Source organism: Neptuniibacter sp. QD37_11, from assembly GCF_047778105.1.
In the GTDB taxonomy this organism is placed as follows: domain Bacteria; phylum Pseudomonadota; class Gammaproteobacteria; order Pseudomonadales; family Balneatricaceae; genus Neptuniibacter.
The window spans coordinates 588219-605871 of the sequence record NZ_CP180554.1 but is presented as its reverse complement, the minus strand read 5'-3'; the positions used below and the strand labels follow the sequence as shown (position 1 = coordinate 605871).

Genomic DNA, 17653 nt, shown 5'->3' with positions numbered 1-17653 from the left:
ACCTCTGCGCTATTAAAAGCGCAGGAGAAGAGAGTTAAGGCGATTAATAAGGTCTTTAATCCGTTTTTCGGGCACTTGGAGCTTTTCGATAATGTCGTCAGACAGCTGATGGCTAGAAGCCTGCTTTTCTAATGTTTGTGGAATGAAATCTTCATTAATCCGTTGAAGCTGAGCGAGGTAGCTTGGAATTTTCCCAACCCATTTATCTACTCTGAATGAGGCGTTTTTTAAACCAATCTCTAGGCCAACTGCAATCAGTTGATCTTTAATATCTGGTGCTAGGTAGCCATTCTTGAGGCAGTCACCTTTGTTCGAAAGCTCAAGTGGTAAATACATGGTATGCCCAGCGAACGCAGCCATCGGCGTGGAATCATATACCGGCGTAAACTGATATTCCCCGCCATTATGACAGAAGCTCAAGTTCTCGAGATGCAGATCGCCATTGCCAGTTAGCAGTGCTAAACATAGGCGATCGAAAAAATGTTCCCGTTGTATCATTGACAGATTTAGGGGCAAATTAGACGCAGTCAGGGCGGTCGCCACGTTCAGAAAGCTACTAGATAGCCCTGTTTTAAACTCTTTTGCCAAAATTAGATTGAGTACGCTAAAAAGTGACTCTTGATATAGAGGACGCCCCTGAATATCTCTATCAAAGCGCTCGACCAGCAGTGTGGCGTACTTATTGAGAGATCCAAACCAATATCGCGGCACCTCAAAGCCTAACTGCTTATGGAATGCCAAACTAAATGCTTCCAGTGCTGCCATGCCTTGATATTTTTCTGGCTGATACTTGATGATGACGTCAGTATAAGTCTCGTCAAAAAAAGCCGGGCGATTTTGAGGCAGGTTAAAGGTGCCTCGGTAGCCGTCACGGTGAATAGATGCCAGTATCTTAGGAATCATGCCGCCAACGTTAGGCGAACCTCCAAGCGCAGGTGCCCGTGCCACATGGTCATCTTTGTGACTGTTCAGCCATTGCATGTGCTCTGAGAGTATCTCAGTTAAGCGACTATCTTCGGCAAAGAATTGGTCTACTGATTCACGCTCATTAAACCACTGCAGCGCGAGCTCGTCGGACTCGAAAACATTAAGATGACCAATGGTACCGTGGCCACAATACATAAGAAGGGCCCAATCAGTTTCAAAGCCTGCAGGCGGTGAAATATTCTGATCACGAAGGCTCGCCAACAATAGACGTCTTTGAAAATTATCGTTGGTGTTGGGTGGTACTAAATGGCGAATAACAACAGGTAGTGGTTCCAGCTCTGTCACCATATGTATGATGGCGCCATCCCTCATGCGAGAAGGAGGTAGCATGGCACTGAGTCCCGGCATATCGTCCAGCTTAGGTACGTACCTAATTTCGACACGCAAAGGACCACCGTAATCGTGAGCCCGGATCGTGGCGATTTTAAGTGGCTGATCGTTATGATAGATCCAAATAACCGCGTTCTTTTCCATGGGCTACCTACAGCTTAAATTCAAGGCCAAAGGGATTGTCGCTATTCATCTTATCTGCATAGCTATCATCAGGGGTGATCGACACCTTGGAGTTAATCCCTGAGAGTAGACGCTCAATGGTTTTGAGGTCGCAGTTGCCTGACTTTTTAGCGCGAGATAGGGTGCTTTCCGGTACGCCAGTACGCAGGCATAGTGTCTTTTGGGACATCCCTTGGGCTTTGGCGGTGGTTATAATATCTGTGATCAGGCTCATAATTTACACTTGCGTCAATTTACGTAGAAATAGTAGCTTAAATTTACGTAAAGATCAATTTTAAAGAAACTAAAAATTAGCGTTTGCGTAAATTATTTATTATGAAAACACAGAAATTAGCGTTTGCATCAATTTATTTAATGCAGAGAGGTGCATGCTGCTTATGCTAGTGCAGCTATTGCTCCAATAATTTTAGGTATTCCGGACTTCCATACGGATTGATATTACCATACACGCGCTGATCACTTGCGATGTTAGCGCGCATCGCCTTCTTACTCATCCAATAATCTTTGGTATGCGCGTTCTCCATTAGGGGTTTGATTTGAGCTCATATGATCCACCATGGCACCCATCTGTTCAACAATCACTTTCTCATCTGCTGCTTGAGCGGATTTTATGCGGTCTTTGTTGCGTAAGCAGTGGCCGCAGGTTACATGTGACCAATCACCTGTGGTATGACTGGTTTCACCAAGCCATGTACCGCACGGTGCGCGTTCAGTGTCTGCATCACTACACGGGTGGAAATGGGTCTTCATAATGCGCTCCGATAACGATTTATTATGCTGGTGAAAGAGGGGTTGATAGACCCTGCAGATTAGTGAATCCGCTTAGGGCCCCAAGGGTTAGATGTGAAGTATTCAGCCGCTTCGGACAAGGACTCGAACAGCCCGGCATCTTCTTTGCAGCGTGACTCCATGCGCTCAATGGTTTGACACCACATATACTGATCTTGCGCCTGATCCGCGGCACGAATCAGCTCTTCGCCGACCTCGTCAGGGACATGATCTTCAGTGACGTAGTAGAGCGGCTCAAGCGCATAACTGGGCACCGGCTCTTTATACTGCACTTCCTGACATGCATCATACAGGTATACGCAATACACGCGTCCAGCCGCTTGCTGAACCTCCGGGCTGAACTGCTGCGTTCTTTCTACTGCAATTAAGGCTGGCGTCGTCATGAGAAGACCTCCGTTACTCATCACAATCAACAATCTCAACCCAGCATAAGCTGTGGTCAATAATCTTGTTCATTTCTGAAGCGTGATCTTTAGCTTCTGCTTCAGTCATGGGGCCGTGAACGGTCTTTTCCCATCCGGCACAATTATCAATAACGACGTTCTTCATGGCGAATCACCCTCTCACTTAATTCACTATAAATATATTATAATGAAAATAAAGAAAAATCAAGGTAACGCCAAACTCTGTGTCAGCCGTCGCTGGTTTCGGGAACTCCCATCGATTGAATTACACAATCCTCAGATTTCATAAAAGTTAAATAATGTCTATCCGGGTCAACAATAGGGCATTTCATTGTAATCTCAATACCATCAACGGTTTTAAGTTTGATGATCTTTTCTTCAGCTTTTGGTAACCAAAGACCCCAACCAATCACTACTAAGAAGACGGCAGTAAAAAACCAGTCACTTTTAGTCATATCGAACATTTACCTTTAGGAATTAATATATTGCCTTTAAGATAGGGAGGTAGGGAGAGTCACTCGATCTCCTTGGAACTCAGGCTCACTCATATAGCCCAAGTAACTACAGCTCATCAGCATAGCTGAACCGTTAATACAGGCAGAGCGCTTTAACTTTTCGATATCGGGCTTTGTTACCTTCTTATTGGGCAGCCCACCATATGCCTGAGAGGTTTTGCTGCTATGTTGGAATACAAAGCTGTACCAGTGCTGCTTATTTTTGTTAGGCATTTGATTAAAACTCCATAGGGTTATTTGCCATTAAGCATTAGCAGGAAGAGGGGCATGATTTTCCTCCTTAAGGCCGCCAAAGAAGAGCCAGCGATTAACCTCGAAAGCCTTGTCGCTAAAATCAGGAGCGTTATTTAATTCAGTTATGAGGGTAGTGAGGGCCTCCCTATCTTTAGTCTGAATGGTTATCTCCCAGCGTTGAAACAGACCGAATTCAAGTGTGTCATCTCCCACCATCTCTGGTTGTTCCGCGGAAAAATCGCGGAAGCGCAGGCCGATTGTCAGGTCGAGCCTCTGCTCCTCTTTGATTTGTTTGGCATGTGTTAATAGGTGAATCAATACGTTGCAGCAGATGATGTTGGGAATTTTATTCATTTCCACGTAACCATAGCTGATGCCATCAGTGTGGGTTTGGTCCCAAAATCCGATCAGCCATTGCTTGATATCTCCTATGTTAAACGCCTTTTCGCGGGAACGTTGAAGGTCATCCATTCGATTGCGCCATGCGGTTAAATCACGGATATAATCTTCACGACCCTCTTTACGAATTTGTTTCATTTTATCTTTATAGGGATTAGCCATCTTGTTCGCTCTCTAGTGCATCAACATCATCTTTGACAACCTCAACCAGTGCTGACAAGTCAGCCTTAGCCTGCTCAAGTGCAGCCATTATTTCAAATAGCTGAGGGTATTCAGCCCTTATGTCTGCCAGTTTTTCTTGGAATGAAACCCACTGGGTGGGATCTTTCTTCTCTGCGAGGTAGTACGCCAGCATGCGACGATCCTTAATAGTGAGTGCCATTATCATCCCCTCTTAAATATTTTCTTTATATTATAAGGATAAATAAAGCAGAATCAAGCAAGAAGAGTGGATGGGATCGCCTTAACTTTGCTTTATTTTAGGGCGAACAAACAACACCAGCATACCCACAGAGCCTACAGGAATAAGGGTCGCCAAACCAGAAAGTATAAGGTAGTGAAAGGTTTGTTCAACTGGTTGCACTTGAAGCTCCGTAATTCATACCAGACCCTCTTTTAAAGAAGGCGGTAATTTATAACAATGGCTGCTGATATGTCAATATAATCAGCAGCTTAGGTAGGGATCGTCGGATGCAGATGACACATTAGGTTGAGCCATCTAACAGGTGGGAGATTAAGCATTCGTCATTCTTTTCAACGACAAAGACTTTCTTCCCTTCATAGCGCGCACCGTTAAAAGGCTGATTAACTCTACCTATAACCAGCACCACCGTTGCTTCGGTAGTTAACTCTCGACCGGACTTACAGCTGATGTGGGTATAAGTCGTCGGCAACTCGATCTGCGGTCTAGTTATCGCATTTATAGCCCAAAGAGCCATAGCGCATGCCGCAATGAAACACCATAGATTTTTCTGTGTAGTCACGTTCCCTATCAATTTACTGCCCTCTGACTAACGATAGATTTAATGTGTTGATGATCTAGGATCTACTGTGTGGCGCTTATACCGCCATGGTGTCGCCTACAGTATCAAGTGCTTTGATTGCTGCTACTGACTCTTGAGCGCGAACCCGCAAGACATGTGGATAAGAACTGCCGATAGAGAAGCCTTCTCTATATAGGCTGATCTGCTCATCAGAAAAGGTTGAGGGTAGAATGATGGCTTGATTGTCCTTCAGCTCATCAGAGCGAGAAGATCCACGCTCCATACCTAATTCAAAGGCCTGAAGTTGAGAGCTATCAATGAATTCACGATAAACGACATTCTCACCCGTTAAGCCTAGTTCAGCAGCATAAATATTGTTAGATGCAGTTGCGTCATCACAACTTTTTGCCATAGCAGGTGCAGTCGTCTCACTTGCCACCAATTCTACTAAGCTATCCCAGAGTGGGTATTGGGCGATGACTTCACCGTCCGTACTGCCATCCGTACGATCAATAACAGAGACTACGCCTTCTGAATGGTTAACGTTTAAATCATCTGGGTGGTTGCTGGTATTATCATTAAAAATAGTCCAAATAACAGCCGCTTTATCAATAAAATGCTTCATTACTCTCTCCTTAAACTATGCTTAGATACTATAATGAATTTTATAAAACAATCAAGATTTATTATGCGCCTAATAGTATTCCACCAGCATGGTTTGCGCTGTTTTTATGAGGTGGAGAATCGCTTGAGGTGGAGAGCTCATATCGGTTATTATTATTAATATAAAAACAATAAATACAGGCTTTCCTATGAAATCTATTCTGCTTGGTAGCCTAGCTGCCACCATTATCTCATCTGCAGTATATGCGGACACGTTCACCTACCGCGTTCCAATGGGTATGAAATACTCTTTATTGGCTGCAGCAGCGCCTGCGGCACCGGATGGGCTGCATTCAATTTCGTGTGGTCTCAATCATTGCTATGGTCTTAAGGACGGGAATGCATGGGCGGTAGGGTACAACTTTCACGGCCAATTAAGTATTGAGGGTCTGTGTACAGGCTCATCGAATTGCTACATTTCTACGTGGCAGGATACTGGGCTCGCTGCTGATAAGGTCGCTGCAGGTGCAAATCATGGCTATGCGATTAGCGGGGGGACCATCTGGTCTGTTGGTCGTAATGATTTAGGGCAACTGGGTGATGCAACAGCGTCAAACAAATCGTCTTGGGTGGATACGGGGCAGCCTGCCACTGACATTGCTGCAGGACATCATTTTGGCTATGCGATCAATGGTGGTACTGTTTGGTCTACAGGTTATAACCTAAATGGACAGTTGGGTCGATTCTATAAAACTACCCAGTACACATGGGGCGATACTGGCCAACCGGCCTCTAAAATTTCAGCCGGAGGAAACCATGGTTATTCCCTGCGCGATGGTACGGTGTGGTCAATCGGTGCGAATTCTGATGGCCAACTAGGCTTAGGTCACAGCAATGAACGAACTAGTTGGACTAACACGGGTATAGTAGCTTCTGATATCGCGGCAGGTAGTTGGCATGGCTACATTCTTAGTGGGGGTGAAGTATGGTCGGCAGGAAAAGATGATTATGGCCAATTGGGTCGAGGTGGCTCCATCTACCTGTGGCAAAGCACCGGATTGACGGCTACTGCCATTTCTGCAGGTTATGAAGCAGGCTATGCAATCAGTGGGAGTAATGTTTGGTCGGTGGGTAGTAACCGCTTCGGTCAGGGCGCGAGAAGTGGATCAACATCCACATGGGGTGACACAGGGCAGGCCGCTGATAGTATTTTTGCAGGTTTATATAACGTTTATGCCAAAAGTGGGTCCGATTTATATTCGGCAGGTCGAAACACAAAAGGTGAATTGGGTGTAGGGGATACTGGAGATCGATCAAGCTTTACTGCTGTAACCGTTCCTTAATTCATGTATTAGAGCCTGATTTCTCAGGCTCCAATCGTCTAATGCTACATCGCAGCTTCTTCATCTGTTTCAGATCGGTGCTTAATTGAGGCAATATCATCCGCATTATAAGCCTGATCTGCTCTAGACATGCCATCGGCGAGGGCGAAAGCCTCGTTAAATTCAACAATCTGTTCGGATGTATACGAGTCAGGCGGACTAAGCTCTTCATCACTTAGGTCCTCTCCAAAATTGGCCACGCCGACATCAACACCTAACTCAAAGGCATCGCAGAGATCCTTAGAGTCATATTCCCGATAAACGACTTTCTCCCCGGTCATACCTAGCTCGGCCGCATAGACAAATACAGGGCCACGAACAAAATCCAGCCCCTGTGCTTCCAGATCAACAAACACACCATGTAACACACGTAGAGCATGATCAAACTCGACTGAGGTTGCATCAGACACGGATAGGTCAGCTAACGTCCCATCTACGGTAGAAGTGAGGTCGTTTAGACTCAAGCCTTCAAAGTCATCATGCAGGTCTGCTAAAGGCTTCTTCTCGGCATCAATGGCCTGAATCAGGTCCACCAGTAATTGGCAAGCTTCAGGGTGGTCATTCACTAATTTGGCAGCAATAATATTGCGATTCATAGGGATTCTCCTCTCTCATTTCTAATATATTATAATGATAAAATAAAAAATAACAACCATGGCGAGAGAAGGGTGAATTGCATTGCTGATTAATTGTTTATATAATAAACAGATAACAAAAATAAGGTTATTACTCATGAAAAAGTATCTTATGGCTACAGCGATTACGCTGGCGGCACTCCCTGCCTTTGCGCAAACCGAGTATGTCTTCCGCTCACCTGCAGGCATGGACGTACCTTCCAATAGCGCCATTGCATGGCAGCTTCAGGGTCAAATATTAACGTCCGTTAATTCAGGTCAAGCAGTGAGTGCAGATCTGAACGCCTACGTTCAATCAGACACACCGGTCGTATTGGCGTGGTCAAGTGTCGATCTGCCATCAGGATTATCTTTAAGTCAGGGGGGTGTCCTTTCGGGCTCAATCGCTAATGGCGGCAATTATACATTCAATGCTACCGCAGAAGGTGAAGGTGCGACCCATTCGGCGGATTTCAGCCTTGCAGTCGGTTATAGTTGGGCATTGCAAGACACGGATCTCCCAGTCGTATACCACACGCCGGATATGAGCATCGACCTCAACGAGCACGTCGTCACGTCAGGTGCACCTGATTTAGCATGGAGTTCTGCCGGATTGCCTTCTGGCGTTGCATTAAGTGGTGAAGGGATACTTTACGGTCAGCCGACTTATGCGGGGAGGCATGACTTTACTGTGACTGCATCTGATGGGCAGCAGGTGTCAAGCTCAGCATTTAAATTGCATATAGAGCATGATTGGAGTCTTAATGCCTCCAACACTACTATTACAGCGTATGCAGGTCAGTACATGGGTTACAATTTCATGTCTGATTTAAGTCACAATCCTATATATAGTACACCAACTTATTCAGTTACTGGTTTACCTGAGGGGCTGAGTCTGGATTACACTGGTCATCTTTCTGGCATGACGAATGAGCACGGCGCTCATCCGATCACGCTCACGGTCACGGCTGGTGATCGAACAGTCACCCAAAATTATACTCTTCAGTTGAATTTGGACTGTATCGACCCTAACGCGGTTGAGATGGGGACCATATCGTATGAATTCTGTGGATACGCAAAGGGTACACCGTTCATTAAAGGAGCGGAGACTAATGGTAACGCCGTATTATTTGAATACAACACGTTTACGTACCACTGGTCAACGGTATACCAAGATATCGAGACTGTGGATAACTGTACAATTTATCAAAATCAAAGCTTAACTGAGTGCTCAACGGTGGCGCCATCTGGGAAAGAAAACACACTCAATATCAAGTCGCATCATGAGGCCATTGGCGCAATGTCAGCAGCTCAAGCCTGTACGCAAAGAGGGGAGGGGTGGTTCCTGCCTTCATTGGGTGAATTCCAGCAATTGTCCGCAATTAAAGATCGATGGAATGGGTTTATTCCGATGGATGGACAGTGGTACTGGACTTCAACGGAGTTTGATTTCGCTCACGCGAAGGTATTCAACCCTTCGAATGATTACCATACCTATGTAGCAAAAGGGAATGGCATGAGGATTCGTTGTGCCCGCAGCTGGAACTAATGCGCGGTTTGTGTGTTAGCTTATAAAGTCCCCAATTCGGGGACTTTTGTTTGGGGATTTATTCATCAGTGGGATGTTCAGCTTGGTAGCGTATCGCCTGATCGGCGAAACCTATTAGAAGGTCTTTGCTGTCCGGCTTGTGCCCTGAGTGGCGGGTCCACATCTCACAACCGAAGTGAGCGTAGCCATCAGCACCATGTTCGCTTGGTTGTGTGGGGTCGTCATGTTGAAGGCCTGCAAAGCCGAGAACCCGTATAGGGGACTTAAGAAACGCATTCCAGCGTGCTGAGTCTAACTTTAATTGCGCTAATTCTTCTTCACTTACCTGTGGCATACACATCTCCTAAAAGTGTTTGTTGGCTTGATGAATTGCGGCCCAAATCCTGTAGTTTCTGCAGATGATTATATGTGCGGGCACCCGCTTCAGCGGCTGAACTGTAGACCGTTAAGGTCCGCGGCTTTACTTGACCCGTACGGCCATATGCTTCAATGCATTGATCGCTAAAGGCGTAGCTTTCGGCCTCAGCAGGGTCATCGAATGTGGCAACTGACTTTCCGATAGCGCGGTGATCCACCGGTATAAAGACATCAAACAAGGGGATATGCTTCATGAGCCACCTTTAATCCTTTCTTCTGTAATTTTTGCCGTCAGAATACTGGTTGGCAACCAGCTACCGTTGTCCTGCTCTACCAGTACGGAGACACATGAAATCTCACACAAAGAACCTGCCTTAGAGCAGGCGGACTTTAGACTCTTGCTCACGTGATGGCGCGCCTTGACTTCTGTGGCCAGCATGTATTTAACTTCCGTGCCGATCGACTGGCGAGCAAACTCGGAGAAGCCCATAGTGCCAAATTCAACGTACTTGCTTTGATCTTTGTTACGTGACATATCTCAGACCTCAATGCTTACTGTGTAAAGAGTGTAGCGATCTACTGCATCTCTTAATTTCTAAGACTTATTATAAGGGTTTTTGCAGTATTTGCAAGTACTGTTTAAAGTTATGGCCAGTGCATTGAGTCGATCAAAAAGCAAAAAAGCCTCACTATGGAGGCTTTTTGGATTTTTGGGTGAATATAGGTAATTATGCCTGCGCTAGCGCAATCAGATTCTTCTTCATTGCAGAGCTCCTAGGTAGGTTAACGTTCGTGAAGTTCTTAAGGCATTTATTATACAGACTATTAATTATAAATCAATCTCAGCAACTAAAAAGACCTTAGGTATTTAACTTAAGGTCTTTTGTTGCCTATTTTAAGCATTTAAAAGCGACTAACACTTGGATTGAAGTAGTGGTCAGGCAGCCAGTAATTCGTGCCATTAACCTGATTAAAACCCACCAAGAAATAATGGAAGTCCAGATCCTTAATGCACTCTCTTGGCTCTTTACTATTGTCTCTTCGTCGAAGTCGAACGCACCCGTCGTAATCAATGCAGCCAAGGAAGTATTCTACCTTATCAATCTCATTGTCATTAAGGTATTCGACGATACTCTGCATTCCAGAGCTTGATTCACACATAGTGACTCCTTAAGCCTGAATACTTTCTGCAGTGATAGGTAAGTAGGTGCCATCGTCCATAACGCGTACCAGTTGAATATTTGCTCCCGTACCCACGCAGTCATCAACACTGGCAATGACCTTCATGAGGTCCCACAAGCCTACTCGAGTTGCATAATTAAATTGATAGTCACATTGATATAGTGCGGCCTCAGCTTTAGCAGCTTCCGCTGACTCATATTCACCACCACGGTACATTGCTAGCACAATACCATTTGGATCACATGGATTAATTGTCTTTGTCATGGGTAACTCCTCTCTCATCTCAATACAGTATATTATAATGAAATATATTGATTTTACAAGCTATTCACTGAGATTAGTTTAATTAGAAAAGGTCCATAAGGGCCCTGTTGATTTTCATTAGCCGCACACAGCGGATCAATTGCTAGATGCCCTTGAGAGGTGTATTGGTTCTACTTTTTTCAACGTCAGAGTGTACTGGCCTGTAGCACGCAGCGCCGGTCGATTCGGATAACTCAACAAAACATCTTCTGATAATCCAATGGAATGACCTAAAGGCCAATCAAGAACGTATGCTGGTGTTAATTGATGGGTTTTCGCTACGTCCTTAATGCCAAAGGCAAAGTCTGCACCTGATTGAACAAGCGAAGAGAGAAGGAGACGTGCCTGAAGCTCATCCTCATATGTGTTGTTTTTAAGGTCGTAGGTTATGGAAACGACCGGAAAGCCTTTATTGGGCTCGTACGTAGTAAAATAGCCATCATGTTGGGTGCACTTAACTTTTTCGGGCGTATCAATTATGACGGAGCCACCTCGGCAACTGTATAGTGAAGCCTTGGCATTTTCACTGGTGGGAGCGTACTTAGAGGTAGGTACTTTATTTGTTTTGGATGCAGTCGTTTTGGAATCATTATCATTGTTCTGATTGCAGCCTGAAAGAAGAGCTGTTGTAAGCAACATTAAAACAGTTTTCTTCATAAGAGTGTCCTTGGTATGGTTGCGTTCACATTTGGGGTATTTTTGAATACTATAATGAAGAAAATTAAATAAGCAACCCTCTACCTAAAACTTGCTATTTTAATAAATTGTTTTTTATTTCTATCGTTATATTATGTAGAAAATAAAAAATATTTTGGGTAGCGCTATGGAAAAAACAGCATTGGCACTCGCGTGCCTCCTAGGTATGTCAGGAATCGCACAGGCGGAGTTTGTTTACAGAACACCTGCCGGTATGAAAGTTCAGGCCTCTTCGGATGCAGGATCAGACTCAGGGTCGGAACCAGAACTCAATCTTGTTGGTTTCTCTGATGTTCACTGTAATACAAATGATTCCTGTATCGCCATTAAAGATGGTGAGTTGTGGATTACAGGTCAGAATCGATACTCTGAATTAGGGACAGGAAATACTAACCCTGTTTGGGGTTGGACGAATACCAATATGCCTGCCTCTAAAATTGCTATGGGTAATTACCATAGTATGGTGATTAGTAATGGGACACTTTGGGTGTCGGGTTATAACTCTAACGGGCAGCTAGGCTTGGGTGATTATAATCAGCGCTATACTTTTGTGGATACTGGATGGCAAGCTAAGAATATCTCGGCCGGTGGTTGGCACAGTATGTTGACCTTGGCTGATGATAGTCTCTATATGGCAGGGTTGGGTACAAACGGGCGATTTGGAATCACCACGGCGAGTAAAAACCCTAATTTTCTTGATGTGGGTATAAAAGCCACTCAGATGGCAGGTAGTACTTACAGTAGCTATGCCATCAGCAATGGAAATCTGTTTGTAGCAGGCACAAATACAAATGGACAGCTTGGGCTTGGAGATACTGATCACCGATCAGCTTGGGTTGATACGGGCCTTCCTGCCTCGGATGTGGACGGTGGTCAGCAGTTTGCAGCAATTATCTCTAATGGCGTTGTTTATACCACAGGCAGTGGGGATTACGGCCGCCTTGGTTTAGGACATAGCGATCAAGTAACCACGTGGACCAGTACTGGCTTTGCGGCTAATGACATTGATGTGGGTTATTCTCATATTTTAGCGCTGGACTCGAGTGGTGAAATTCATTCCGTGGGTTTGGGTAGTAATGGTCAATTGGGTCTTGATTCCACCTCGTCTAAAAACACCTTCCAAGCGACGGGTCAAATGGCTTCTAAGGTTCGAGCGGGACGCCATACTTCGTACGCATTAACAAGTTCGGGAACGTCAGCGACGGGTCGAAATAGCTTCACTCAAATTGATATGAGTGGTGCTACTTATAAATATGAATTCACGCCGGTCTATACGAACTGATCTGGTTGCTGGAATAATAAAAAGGCGCTCAATAAGAGCGCCTTTTCTTTTAATTGGGAAAACTTAGCTGAACGAGGCGAGTGCTTTTCGGTAGCTTTGCATGTCTTTGGACTTGATAAAGCCCTTAATAGCGCGATGACGGTCAATGTAACCCTGTTTAATGGATGGCGCGAACATTTGCTCAACACCTTCCTTAATTACATTGCGTGGCGTCTCAGGCAGCAGAGCAGCAATAACATCCGCATGCTTGCTTCCAATCATCCCGCGGTACTGTGCATCGACATTACCCGCAATCAGCGCTACATCGTGCATCGGGAGTTCAGACAGGGTCTCGACACCGACCTCAACATACGGACACTCAACCTCCCACGTATGTTGCTTGCCAGATTTATCCACTAACGTGCCAGACCATTCACCTTTGTGAAAGGCATCTCCGATCTTGGTGCACCAAGCCCAATCACCAAACAGCGCATTTAACCAATCGGTCGCGGCATCTTCCAACGCTCTAGGATCATTGGAGGCAAAGTATGCCTCAGCATTAACCAGTACCTCTCCATCCAGAGAGATCCACCATGGTTGAATCTCTTTGCAGTCCGCAAGGGCGCCCACAACGCTACCCCCATCGATACAGAAACCAATATGGTCTGTATGGGTCATATCCCCGTTATCGATTTCAGAGGGTAAGCGACCAATCGCATGGTAGGTGCGGTAATCGGCAAACCCCAAAAGCTGCGCAGACAGGTCATCGGCTTTACGGCCTTTAACACCTGTGCCCATCAGGGCCAATGCAGAAGCAAGGTTAGACTTAAATGACTTAAACTGGCGATCATTCATATAGATCATGACAACATCCTCATCGGCGATACAGGTACAGTGCAACTCGTTAATCTCTACCATCACCTAGATTCAATCATCATAAGTAGTGGTTTACCCTTTGGCCACATGCAGCGCATGTTGAGTTGCGGGAGGGATGGGTTCCCTGATCAGGTTTCCGGCCAAGCCAGCCCCCTGAGTAATATTAACTATAATGAAAATACTGAGTAAGTCAATAAAAATCTAACTGTTTCCGGTTTATTTCAAGGACTTTATGCCAGCTTATAATAGCTGTCACATCCGCATTTTGGGCACACTAAGTTGGAAACTTGGATGCCACTATGGCTAGGATCGGGGATAAGCTTCATTTCCGCTTCGGTGCCGACCCAATCACAGCGGGAGCATGTTTCAGTTACTGGACGCTTACGGTACTTGGTCGCGCCATCAAAGCCTTTCTCTTCCAGTAGCTTTAAGCGCACCATGCGCTGCAGTCTTGAGTAACAAACATGCTTATTATCGATAGAATGGCGATCAAACCAGACGTCATTGGGTGCGTCTTCAAAGACGTCCATATCAATTTGTGAGACTTTCATAGATACCTACTATTTGAATTTGCATGGCCATGCGGCGGCATGCGGTTATTGAAAATTAATATAACAAATAATAACATAAAGACCAGTATAAATAATAAGGGGATTGAACCTTGTATAGCGAAGAAAGAACAGAAGCGGGGGATAGGTTCCGTTTGGTCTTGTTAATGTGTATTCCTCTTGGTGCGATTCCTATAGCACTGGGTATAACATGGTTGATGGAAAATCACGTTTTACAGGCAGGCCACAATACGGTGCTGTCTATTGGGATGATTATGCTGGGTCTACCATAGGTCGGTTTCATCTTTTATGAAAAGAGAAAACTAGATAAGGCCTTAAAAAAAGATAAGTCATGTTAAACATGAAATTCAACTTACTTGGCGGGAGAGACTATTTTGAAACTTGGTCCAAATAACGAAATTCGATTGCCGGATGATGTTTGTAAGCGCTTGGGGGTCTCTGAGGGTGATGACTTAGGTTTATATGCTCTGGACGATAAAACCCTTCGGGTGATCGTCATGCAGAGAGGGGCTGCAAAAGGTATCTTAAGTGACTATGCAGATGCACTCAAGGTAGACGGTAAAAGGCCAGAAGACTTGAATTGAGTATTGGTGCCAGCTCCCTGTATTCAACAAGGAGCTGAATGCTTTTGAGTTAGGAGTCTAGCGTCTCTGGTCGCTGCCAGTATTTTTGGCGCCCATTCCCTATTCTTAGGTGCTTGTAGACATTAGGGAAGCTGCCTAGGTATTCCCAGAACGCTTCATGTGTCATCAGGCCTTCCGCTTCAGTGAAGTCATCGTATTCATATAGAAGGACAACGATGTCTGCTGCTGTGCAGAGTAGTGCAGCTTGGCTATCACCAGCGTCCAGCGAAACGAACCCAACATAGAGGCATTCAGTGTTGGCCAGAGCTGCGAGGTCGTCATCGGTTGCCCCCATGGTTTCAACTTGGGCGATAATCTCAAACCATTCTTTTGAGATTTCAGACCACTGTTGGCTTGAGTTCACCACGGAGTGAGCCCAAGCCCGCTCAGCCCACTCAGGTAGACGTTTATCGGTGCACCCATTTTGCAATTCGTGTTTACTCATGATAGGGCCTAAATCAGTGTGTTGTGTTTAACGGGCATCATAGCCCTTTAGAAAAAGGTTGGGTAGGTCTAATAACCTAGCCTGTCAGCTCATCAGGCTTTAAACGACGGTCCCTTACAATCTCTTTGTCCACAATAGGGAACATAAGGTCTTCTGGAACTGAGATATCAAACTGATTTTCAAACCAGTCCCAGATTTCTTCACGACCTGTGCCAACCTCAAAGTGCAGGAATGGCTCCTCAATGTCTTCATCTGGCGTTACCGGTATGTCACCTAGTTGCGCCCACAGCTGCTTCACGTAGGTTAGGTCACGAGGTAGGGTCACTTGATGCTCATCAATAACAAAAAATGCCTCCGTGCAGGCATTACGCACCATATTGAAGAACCAATTCACCGCGGCTTGAATCTGCTCAATTGTCATTGTGTCCATAAAGAAAATTAAAGCAGGGCCTTCGAGACCGCTAACCGCTCCCTCATAGAACGCAACAATACCGTCTGGAAGGCTGTCTGTATCACCCTCAAGATCTTCAACCATGTCATCGACATTAACATGCTCTTCTGAAAATTCAATGCAGTACTCGCTGAGAATGCGGCCACGTACATACTGCCAAACCTCATTGAGCGCTGACTCTCTTGATGTGTGGATTGATGGCCCATTCAAGCTAATCAGTGCATCTGCATCTGTATCGCGCTGGGAATATATTAGGGTAAATAGGGTTGCATTAGTGGTTGCTGGCATGATTATTTCCTCTCTCAATTCTCTTTATTTATTATAATGAATTTTACAGTAAAGGCAAGAGTTGTAGTAATTTATATGCCTTTAAATAGCAACGTTTAAATTAATTGCATAAAAAAAGCCCCGGAATAATCCGGGGCCCAAAGGTGTGGGACATGGGGGTCCCAAGAAAAGACTGTACAGTTACAGTAAGTGACAACAAAAAGTAAGCAACCCGACTCAATTCAACCTAACAATGAGGCTGCATCACTCAGATGCTTGGTAAGAGGAGCTAAGCTCAACTCTTGATAACTAGTATAATGAAAAATAATATAAACGCAAGACTGTTTTTTAAATTAATTTCTTTTTAAATAAATTTGTAATAAGAGGGGATTCGCTAGTATGTAAGCAGTAGGACGTTAGGTAAGAATACGTTATTATTGTAAGTATCGAAATATATTAAGGATGTGCTGCTATGTCTGTATTGTTGCTTGACCCATCGACAGTCGATTCTGTTGTTAAAACCATGATTGGCTTTTATGACGATAATTTCGGGTCCAAGGATGAGATTGGTAATCGACTGGCAAGCCTAATTTACGAAGTGTTTACTTCCGTTTCTGATGAATTCGGTGTGATGGATATGGACGCTATGGATTCTGAGCTAATGGATAGAATCTGCCGAGAGAATATAGAAGCTTTCCAAGAGAACTGTCAGGGTCGATATTCTGAGGAGGCATTTGATGCGGTAAATACACTCGACTCATATCAAAGTCATGCGAAGCCGCTTGATGCGAATGGTCCAGTCAGTCTTATATCCTTACAAAAAACGATTAATCATATTGCTAGCCAGCTCTCACGAGATACAGAGTTAGGTAAGGCTTTGGACAAAGTTGATGATTATATGCCTGAGTTTGTTTTTAGGCAGCTTCCAGCGTATCCCGACAGTGTGTCGCCCATGGATCAGATAGCATCAGACCTTGTCAGTTTAAATACGCATGGTGATCAGCTTTATCATTCTTGGGGGCCAATTAAGACCCTGTTAAATGCCTTTGAGATCACCCATAGGCCAACAAAGAGTATCGTTTGGGGAGATCGCTATTTCGCTTCTCTTTTTGGTCAAGTCATGGCGGAGGATAGGCCGATCGTCATCCCATCGGAATGGAATCATGTGCCAGATGAGCAATTACCGACGCTTACTGAATTGGCGGGCGAAAAGCTTCCACCTATTGGTATTCAGGCGGACGTACCCCCAGCGGACATGTCCCAGATGTTTAGGGTGGCTAAGGCATTAGAAGTGTTTCGGTCGAAAGTTGAGGATATGGATGTTGATGATGTTATCGCAACAAATGGTGAGCCTTTTTCGCAAGAAGAGCTGGATGAACTTAAAGGCAAAGTGGAGTCCGCAGTATCTGGGCATTACAAGAAGGCATTTAATGGTGTCATGTACCACTATGAGAAAATGGAGAAGGTGGTAAAGCGCAGTCTGAATAAAGATCAGCTGTGTGAAAGTGGAAGTCTAGATAGATAGGTTTTTGAGTGGCTAACTAATTTATGTGCTTTGATGGAGTGAGTGTTTTAGATCATCATCTATTGAAAGCTTAGCTCCACTCCAAATTATTATAGCGACCAAGAAAAACTTGAACTTGCATAGGTG

Annotated in this window: 28 protein-coding genes; 6 read left to right on the top strand and 22 right to left on the bottom strand. The window is 44.9% G+C overall.

Features of this window, described 5'->3' with window-relative positions:
- Positions 1 to 12: 12 nt before the first annotated feature.
- From ACMXYT_RS21265 to ACMXYT_RS21215, 11 genes are all read right to left on the bottom strand, one after another.
- A complete protein-coding gene (locus ACMXYT_RS21265) occupies positions 13 to 1461 on the bottom strand; it encodes a type II toxin-antitoxin system HipA family toxin (protein WP_415912407.1) in 1449 nt (482 codons plus the stop codon).
- A gap of 7 nt (positions 1462 to 1468) precedes the next feature.
- Positions 1469 to 1714: a hypothetical protein gene (locus tag ACMXYT_RS21260; protein ID WP_415912406.1), complete on the bottom strand. Its 246-nt coding sequence runs from the start codon at positions 1712 to 1714 to the stop codon at positions 1469 to 1471.
- A 272-nt stretch (positions 1715 to 1986) separates the two neighbouring features.
- Positions 1987 to 2250, bottom strand: a complete 264-nt coding sequence (locus tag ACMXYT_RS21255) for a hypothetical protein (RefSeq protein WP_415912405.1) — start codon at positions 2248 to 2250, stop codon at positions 1987 to 1989.
- Positions 2251 to 2309: 59 nt separating this feature from the next.
- Positions 2310 to 2672: a hypothetical protein gene (locus ACMXYT_RS21250; RefSeq protein WP_415912404.1), complete on the bottom strand. Its 363-nt coding sequence runs from the start codon at positions 2670 to 2672 to the stop codon at positions 2310 to 2312.
- A 13-nt stretch (positions 2673 to 2685) separates the two neighbouring features.
- A complete protein-coding gene (locus ACMXYT_RS21245; RefSeq protein ID WP_415912403.1) occupies positions 2686 to 2838 on the bottom strand; it encodes a hypothetical protein in 153 nt (50 codons plus the stop codon).
- 82 nt (positions 2839 to 2920) lie between these two features.
- Positions 2921 to 3148, bottom strand: coding sequence for a hypothetical protein (locus tag ACMXYT_RS21240; RefSeq protein WP_415912402.1), 228 nt, complete (start codon positions 3146 to 3148; stop codon positions 2921 to 2923).
- Positions 3149 to 3184: 36 nt separating this feature from the next.
- The gene (locus tag ACMXYT_RS21235) at positions 3185 to 3421 is read right to left on the bottom strand and encodes a hypothetical protein (RefSeq protein WP_415912401.1); all 237 of its coding nucleotides are present in this window, start codon (positions 3419 to 3421) and stop codon (positions 3185 to 3187) included.
- A gap of 30 nt (positions 3422 to 3451) precedes the next feature.
- A complete protein-coding gene (locus ACMXYT_RS21230; RefSeq protein ID WP_415912400.1) occupies positions 3452 to 4003 on the bottom strand; it encodes a hypothetical protein in 552 nt (183 codons plus the stop codon).
- Positions 3996 to 4223, bottom strand: a complete 228-nt coding sequence (locus tag ACMXYT_RS21225) for a hypothetical protein (protein WP_415912399.1) — start codon at positions 4221 to 4223, stop codon at positions 3996 to 3998. Before ACMXYT_RS21225 ends, ACMXYT_RS21230 begins: the two co-directional genes overlap by 8 nt.
- A gap of 322 nt (positions 4224 to 4545) precedes the next feature.
- Complete coding sequence (locus ACMXYT_RS21220; protein WP_415912398.1) at positions 4546 to 4824, bottom strand: hypothetical protein; 279 nt, start codon at positions 4822 to 4824, stop codon at positions 4546 to 4548.
- Positions 4825 to 4900: 76 nt separating this feature from the next.
- The gene (locus tag ACMXYT_RS21215; RefSeq protein WP_415912397.1) at positions 4901 to 5449 is read right to left on the bottom strand and encodes a hypothetical protein; all 549 of its coding nucleotides are present in this window, start codon (positions 5447 to 5449) and stop codon (positions 4901 to 4903) included.
- A 187-nt stretch (positions 5450 to 5636) separates the two neighbouring features.
- Here ACMXYT_RS21215 and ACMXYT_RS21210 point away from each other — a divergent pair, with 187 nt between their 5' ends.
- On the top strand, positions 5637 to 6770 hold the full coding sequence (locus tag ACMXYT_RS21210; protein WP_415912396.1) for an RCC1 domain-containing protein: 1134 nt from the start codon (positions 5637 to 5639) through the stop codon (positions 6768 to 6770).
- Positions 6771 to 6814: 44 nt separating this feature from the next.
- Here ACMXYT_RS21210 and ACMXYT_RS21205 read toward each other — a convergent pair whose 3' ends face one another.
- Positions 6815 to 7405, bottom strand: a complete 591-nt coding sequence (locus ACMXYT_RS21205; protein WP_415912395.1) for a hypothetical protein — start codon at positions 7403 to 7405, stop codon at positions 6815 to 6817.
- Positions 7406 to 7541: 136 nt separating this feature from the next.
- Between ACMXYT_RS21205 and ACMXYT_RS21200 the strand changes: the two genes are divergently transcribed.
- The gene (locus ACMXYT_RS21200; RefSeq protein WP_415912394.1) at positions 7542 to 8972 is read left to right on the top strand and encodes an Ig domain-containing protein; all 1431 of its coding nucleotides are present in this window, start codon (positions 7542 to 7544) and stop codon (positions 8970 to 8972) included.
- Between the two features lie 58 nt (positions 8973 to 9030).
- Here ACMXYT_RS21200 and ACMXYT_RS21195 read toward each other — a convergent pair whose 3' ends face one another.
- From ACMXYT_RS21195 to ACMXYT_RS21170, 6 genes are all read right to left on the bottom strand, one after another.
- Positions 9031 to 9306 (bottom strand): hypothetical protein, encoded by a 276-nt coding sequence (locus ACMXYT_RS21195; protein WP_415912393.1) that lies wholly within the window; start codon positions 9304 to 9306, stop codon positions 9031 to 9033.
- Positions 9290 to 9583 carry a hypothetical protein gene (locus ACMXYT_RS21190; RefSeq protein WP_415912392.1) on the bottom strand — a complete coding sequence of 98 codons (294 nt, stop codon included), beginning with the start codon at positions 9581 to 9583 and terminating at the stop codon, positions 9290 to 9292. Before ACMXYT_RS21190 ends, ACMXYT_RS21195 begins: the two co-directional genes overlap by 17 nt.
- Positions 9580 to 9864 (bottom strand): hypothetical protein, encoded by a 285-nt coding sequence (locus tag ACMXYT_RS21185; protein ID WP_415912391.1) that lies wholly within the window; start codon positions 9862 to 9864, stop codon positions 9580 to 9582. Before ACMXYT_RS21185 ends, ACMXYT_RS21190 begins: the two co-directional genes overlap by 4 nt.
- Positions 9865 to 10232: 368 nt before the next feature.
- Complete coding sequence (locus tag ACMXYT_RS21180) at positions 10233 to 10490, bottom strand: hypothetical protein (RefSeq protein WP_415912390.1); 258 nt, start codon at positions 10488 to 10490, stop codon at positions 10233 to 10235.
- A 9-nt stretch (positions 10491 to 10499) separates the two neighbouring features.
- Positions 10500 to 10775 (bottom strand): hypothetical protein, encoded by a 276-nt coding sequence (locus ACMXYT_RS21175; protein ID WP_415912389.1) that lies wholly within the window; start codon positions 10773 to 10775, stop codon positions 10500 to 10502.
- 135 nt (positions 10776 to 10910) lie between these two features.
- A complete protein-coding gene (locus ACMXYT_RS21170) occupies positions 10911 to 11471 on the bottom strand; it encodes a hypothetical protein (RefSeq protein WP_415912388.1) in 561 nt (186 codons plus the stop codon).
- 166 nt (positions 11472 to 11637) lie between these two features.
- Between ACMXYT_RS21170 and ACMXYT_RS21165 the strand changes: the two genes are divergently transcribed.
- Positions 11638 to 12792 (top strand): RCC1 domain-containing protein, encoded by a 1155-nt coding sequence (locus tag ACMXYT_RS21165; protein WP_415912387.1) that lies wholly within the window; start codon positions 11638 to 11640, stop codon positions 12790 to 12792.
- Positions 12793 to 12855: 63 nt separating this feature from the next.
- Here the strand turns inward: ACMXYT_RS21165 and ACMXYT_RS21160 are convergent, their stop codons facing one another.
- Complete coding sequence (locus tag ACMXYT_RS21160) at positions 12856 to 13689, bottom strand: hypothetical protein (RefSeq protein ID WP_415912386.1); 834 nt, start codon at positions 13687 to 13689, stop codon at positions 12856 to 12858.
- Between the two features lie 188 nt (positions 13690 to 13877).
- Positions 13878 to 14198, bottom strand: a complete 321-nt coding sequence (locus ACMXYT_RS21155; protein WP_415912385.1) for a hypothetical protein — start codon at positions 14196 to 14198, stop codon at positions 13878 to 13880.
- A 110-nt stretch (positions 14199 to 14308) separates the two neighbouring features.
- Between ACMXYT_RS21155 and ACMXYT_RS21150 the strand changes: the two genes are divergently transcribed.
- A complete protein-coding gene (locus ACMXYT_RS21150; protein WP_415912384.1) occupies positions 14309 to 14488 on the top strand; it encodes a hypothetical protein in 180 nt (59 codons plus the stop codon).
- 102 nt (positions 14489 to 14590) lie between these two features.
- Entirely contained in the window at positions 14591 to 14800 is a 210-nt protein-coding gene (locus ACMXYT_RS21145) for an AbrB/MazE/SpoVT family DNA-binding domain-containing protein (protein WP_415912383.1), read from the top strand.
- 49 nt (positions 14801 to 14849) lie between these two features.
- On the opposite strand, the gene ACMXYT_RS21140 is transcribed toward ACMXYT_RS21145, so the two are convergent.
- Positions 14850 to 15284, bottom strand: coding sequence for a hypothetical protein (locus tag ACMXYT_RS21140; RefSeq protein WP_415912382.1), 435 nt, complete (start codon positions 15282 to 15284; stop codon positions 14850 to 14852).
- Positions 15285 to 15360: 76 nt separating this feature from the next.
- Positions 15361 to 16023, bottom strand: coding sequence for a hypothetical protein (locus ACMXYT_RS21135; protein WP_415912381.1), 663 nt, complete (start codon positions 16021 to 16023; stop codon positions 15361 to 15363).
- Positions 16024 to 16474: 451 nt separating this feature from the next.
- On the opposite strand from ACMXYT_RS21135, the gene ACMXYT_RS21130 reads away from it, so the two are divergent.
- Positions 16475 to 17527, top strand: a complete 1053-nt coding sequence (locus ACMXYT_RS21130) for a hypothetical protein (RefSeq protein ID WP_415912380.1) — start codon at positions 16475 to 16477, stop codon at positions 17525 to 17527.
- Positions 17528 to 17653: the final 126 nt, after the last annotated feature.

Coding starts and splice junctions, on each gene's coding strand:
- ACMXYT_RS21265 (WP_415912407.1), bottom strand. CDS start 1,461: ATGGAAAAGAACGCGGTTATTTGGATCTATCATAACGATCAGCCACTT.
- ACMXYT_RS21260 (WP_415912406.1), bottom strand. CDS start 1,714: ATGAGCCTGATCACAGATATTATAACCACCGCCAAAGCCCAAGGGATG.
- ACMXYT_RS21255 (WP_415912405.1), bottom strand. CDS start 2,250: ATGAAGACCCATTTCCACCCGTGTAGTGATGCAGACACTGAACGCGCA.
- ACMXYT_RS21250 (WP_415912404.1), bottom strand. CDS start 2,672: ATGACGACGCCAGCCTTAATTGCAGTAGAAAGAACGCAGCAGTTCAGC.
- ACMXYT_RS21245 (WP_415912403.1), bottom strand. CDS start 2,838: ATGAAGAACGTCGTTATTGATAATTGTGCCGGATGGGAAAAGACCGTT.
- ACMXYT_RS21240 (WP_415912402.1), bottom strand. CDS start 3,148: ATGACTAAAAGTGACTGGTTTTTTACTGCCGTCTTCTTAGTAGTGATT.
- ACMXYT_RS21235 (WP_415912401.1), bottom strand. CDS start 3,421: ATGCCTAACAAAAATAAGCAGCACTGGTACAGCTTTGTATTCCAACAT.
- ACMXYT_RS21230 (WP_415912400.1), bottom strand. CDS start 4,003: ATGGCTAATCCCTATAAAGATAAAATGAAACAAATTCGTAAAGAGGGT.
- ACMXYT_RS21225 (WP_415912399.1), bottom strand. CDS start 4,223: ATGGCACTCACTATTAAGGATCGTCGCATGCTGGCGTACTACCTCGCA.
- ACMXYT_RS21215 (WP_415912397.1), bottom strand. CDS start 5,449: ATGAAGCATTTTATTGATAAAGCGGCTGTTATTTGGACTATTTTTAAT.
- ACMXYT_RS21210 (WP_415912396.1), top strand. CDS start 5,637: ATGAAATCTATTCTGCTTGGTAGCCTAGCTGCCACCATTATCTCATCT.
- ACMXYT_RS21205 (WP_415912395.1), bottom strand. CDS start 7,405: ATGAATCGCAATATTATTGCTGCCAAATTAGTGAATGACCACCCTGAA.
- ACMXYT_RS21200 (WP_415912394.1), top strand. CDS start 7,542: ATGAAAAAGTATCTTATGGCTACAGCGATTACGCTGGCGGCACTCCCT.
- ACMXYT_RS21195 (WP_415912393.1), bottom strand. CDS start 9,306: ATGCCACAGGTAAGTGAAGAAGAATTAGCGCAATTAAAGTTAGACTCA.
- ACMXYT_RS21190 (WP_415912392.1), bottom strand. CDS start 9,583: ATGAAGCATATCCCCTTGTTTGATGTCTTTATACCGGTGGATCACCGC.
- ACMXYT_RS21185 (WP_415912391.1), bottom strand. CDS start 9,864: ATGTCACGTAACAAAGATCAAAGCAAGTACGTTGAATTTGGCACTATG.
- ACMXYT_RS21180 (WP_415912390.1), bottom strand. CDS start 10,490: ATGTGTGAATCAAGCTCTGGAATGCAGAGTATCGTCGAATACCTTAAT.
- ACMXYT_RS21175 (WP_415912389.1), bottom strand. CDS start 10,775: ATGACAAAGACAATTAATCCATGTGATCCAAATGGTATTGTGCTAGCA.
- ACMXYT_RS21170 (WP_415912388.1), bottom strand. CDS start 11,471: ATGAAGAAAACTGTTTTAATGTTGCTTACAACAGCTCTTCTTTCAGGC.
- ACMXYT_RS21165 (WP_415912387.1), top strand. CDS start 11,638: ATGGAAAAAACAGCATTGGCACTCGCGTGCCTCCTAGGTATGTCAGGA.
- ACMXYT_RS21160 (WP_415912386.1), bottom strand. CDS start 13,689: ATGGTAGAGATTAACGAGTTGCACTGTACCTGTATCGCCGATGAGGAT.
- ACMXYT_RS21155 (WP_415912385.1), bottom strand. CDS start 14,198: ATGAAAGTCTCACAAATTGATATGGACGTCTTTGAAGACGCACCCAAT.
- ACMXYT_RS21140 (WP_415912382.1), bottom strand. CDS start 15,284: ATGAGTAAACACGAATTGCAAAATGGGTGCACCGATAAACGTCTACCT.
- ACMXYT_RS21135 (WP_415912381.1), bottom strand. CDS start 16,023: ATGCCAGCAACCACTAATGCAACCCTATTTACCCTAATATATTCCCAG.
- ACMXYT_RS21130 (WP_415912380.1), top strand. CDS start 16,475: ATGTCTGTATTGTTGCTTGACCCATCGACAGTCGATTCTGTTGTTAAA.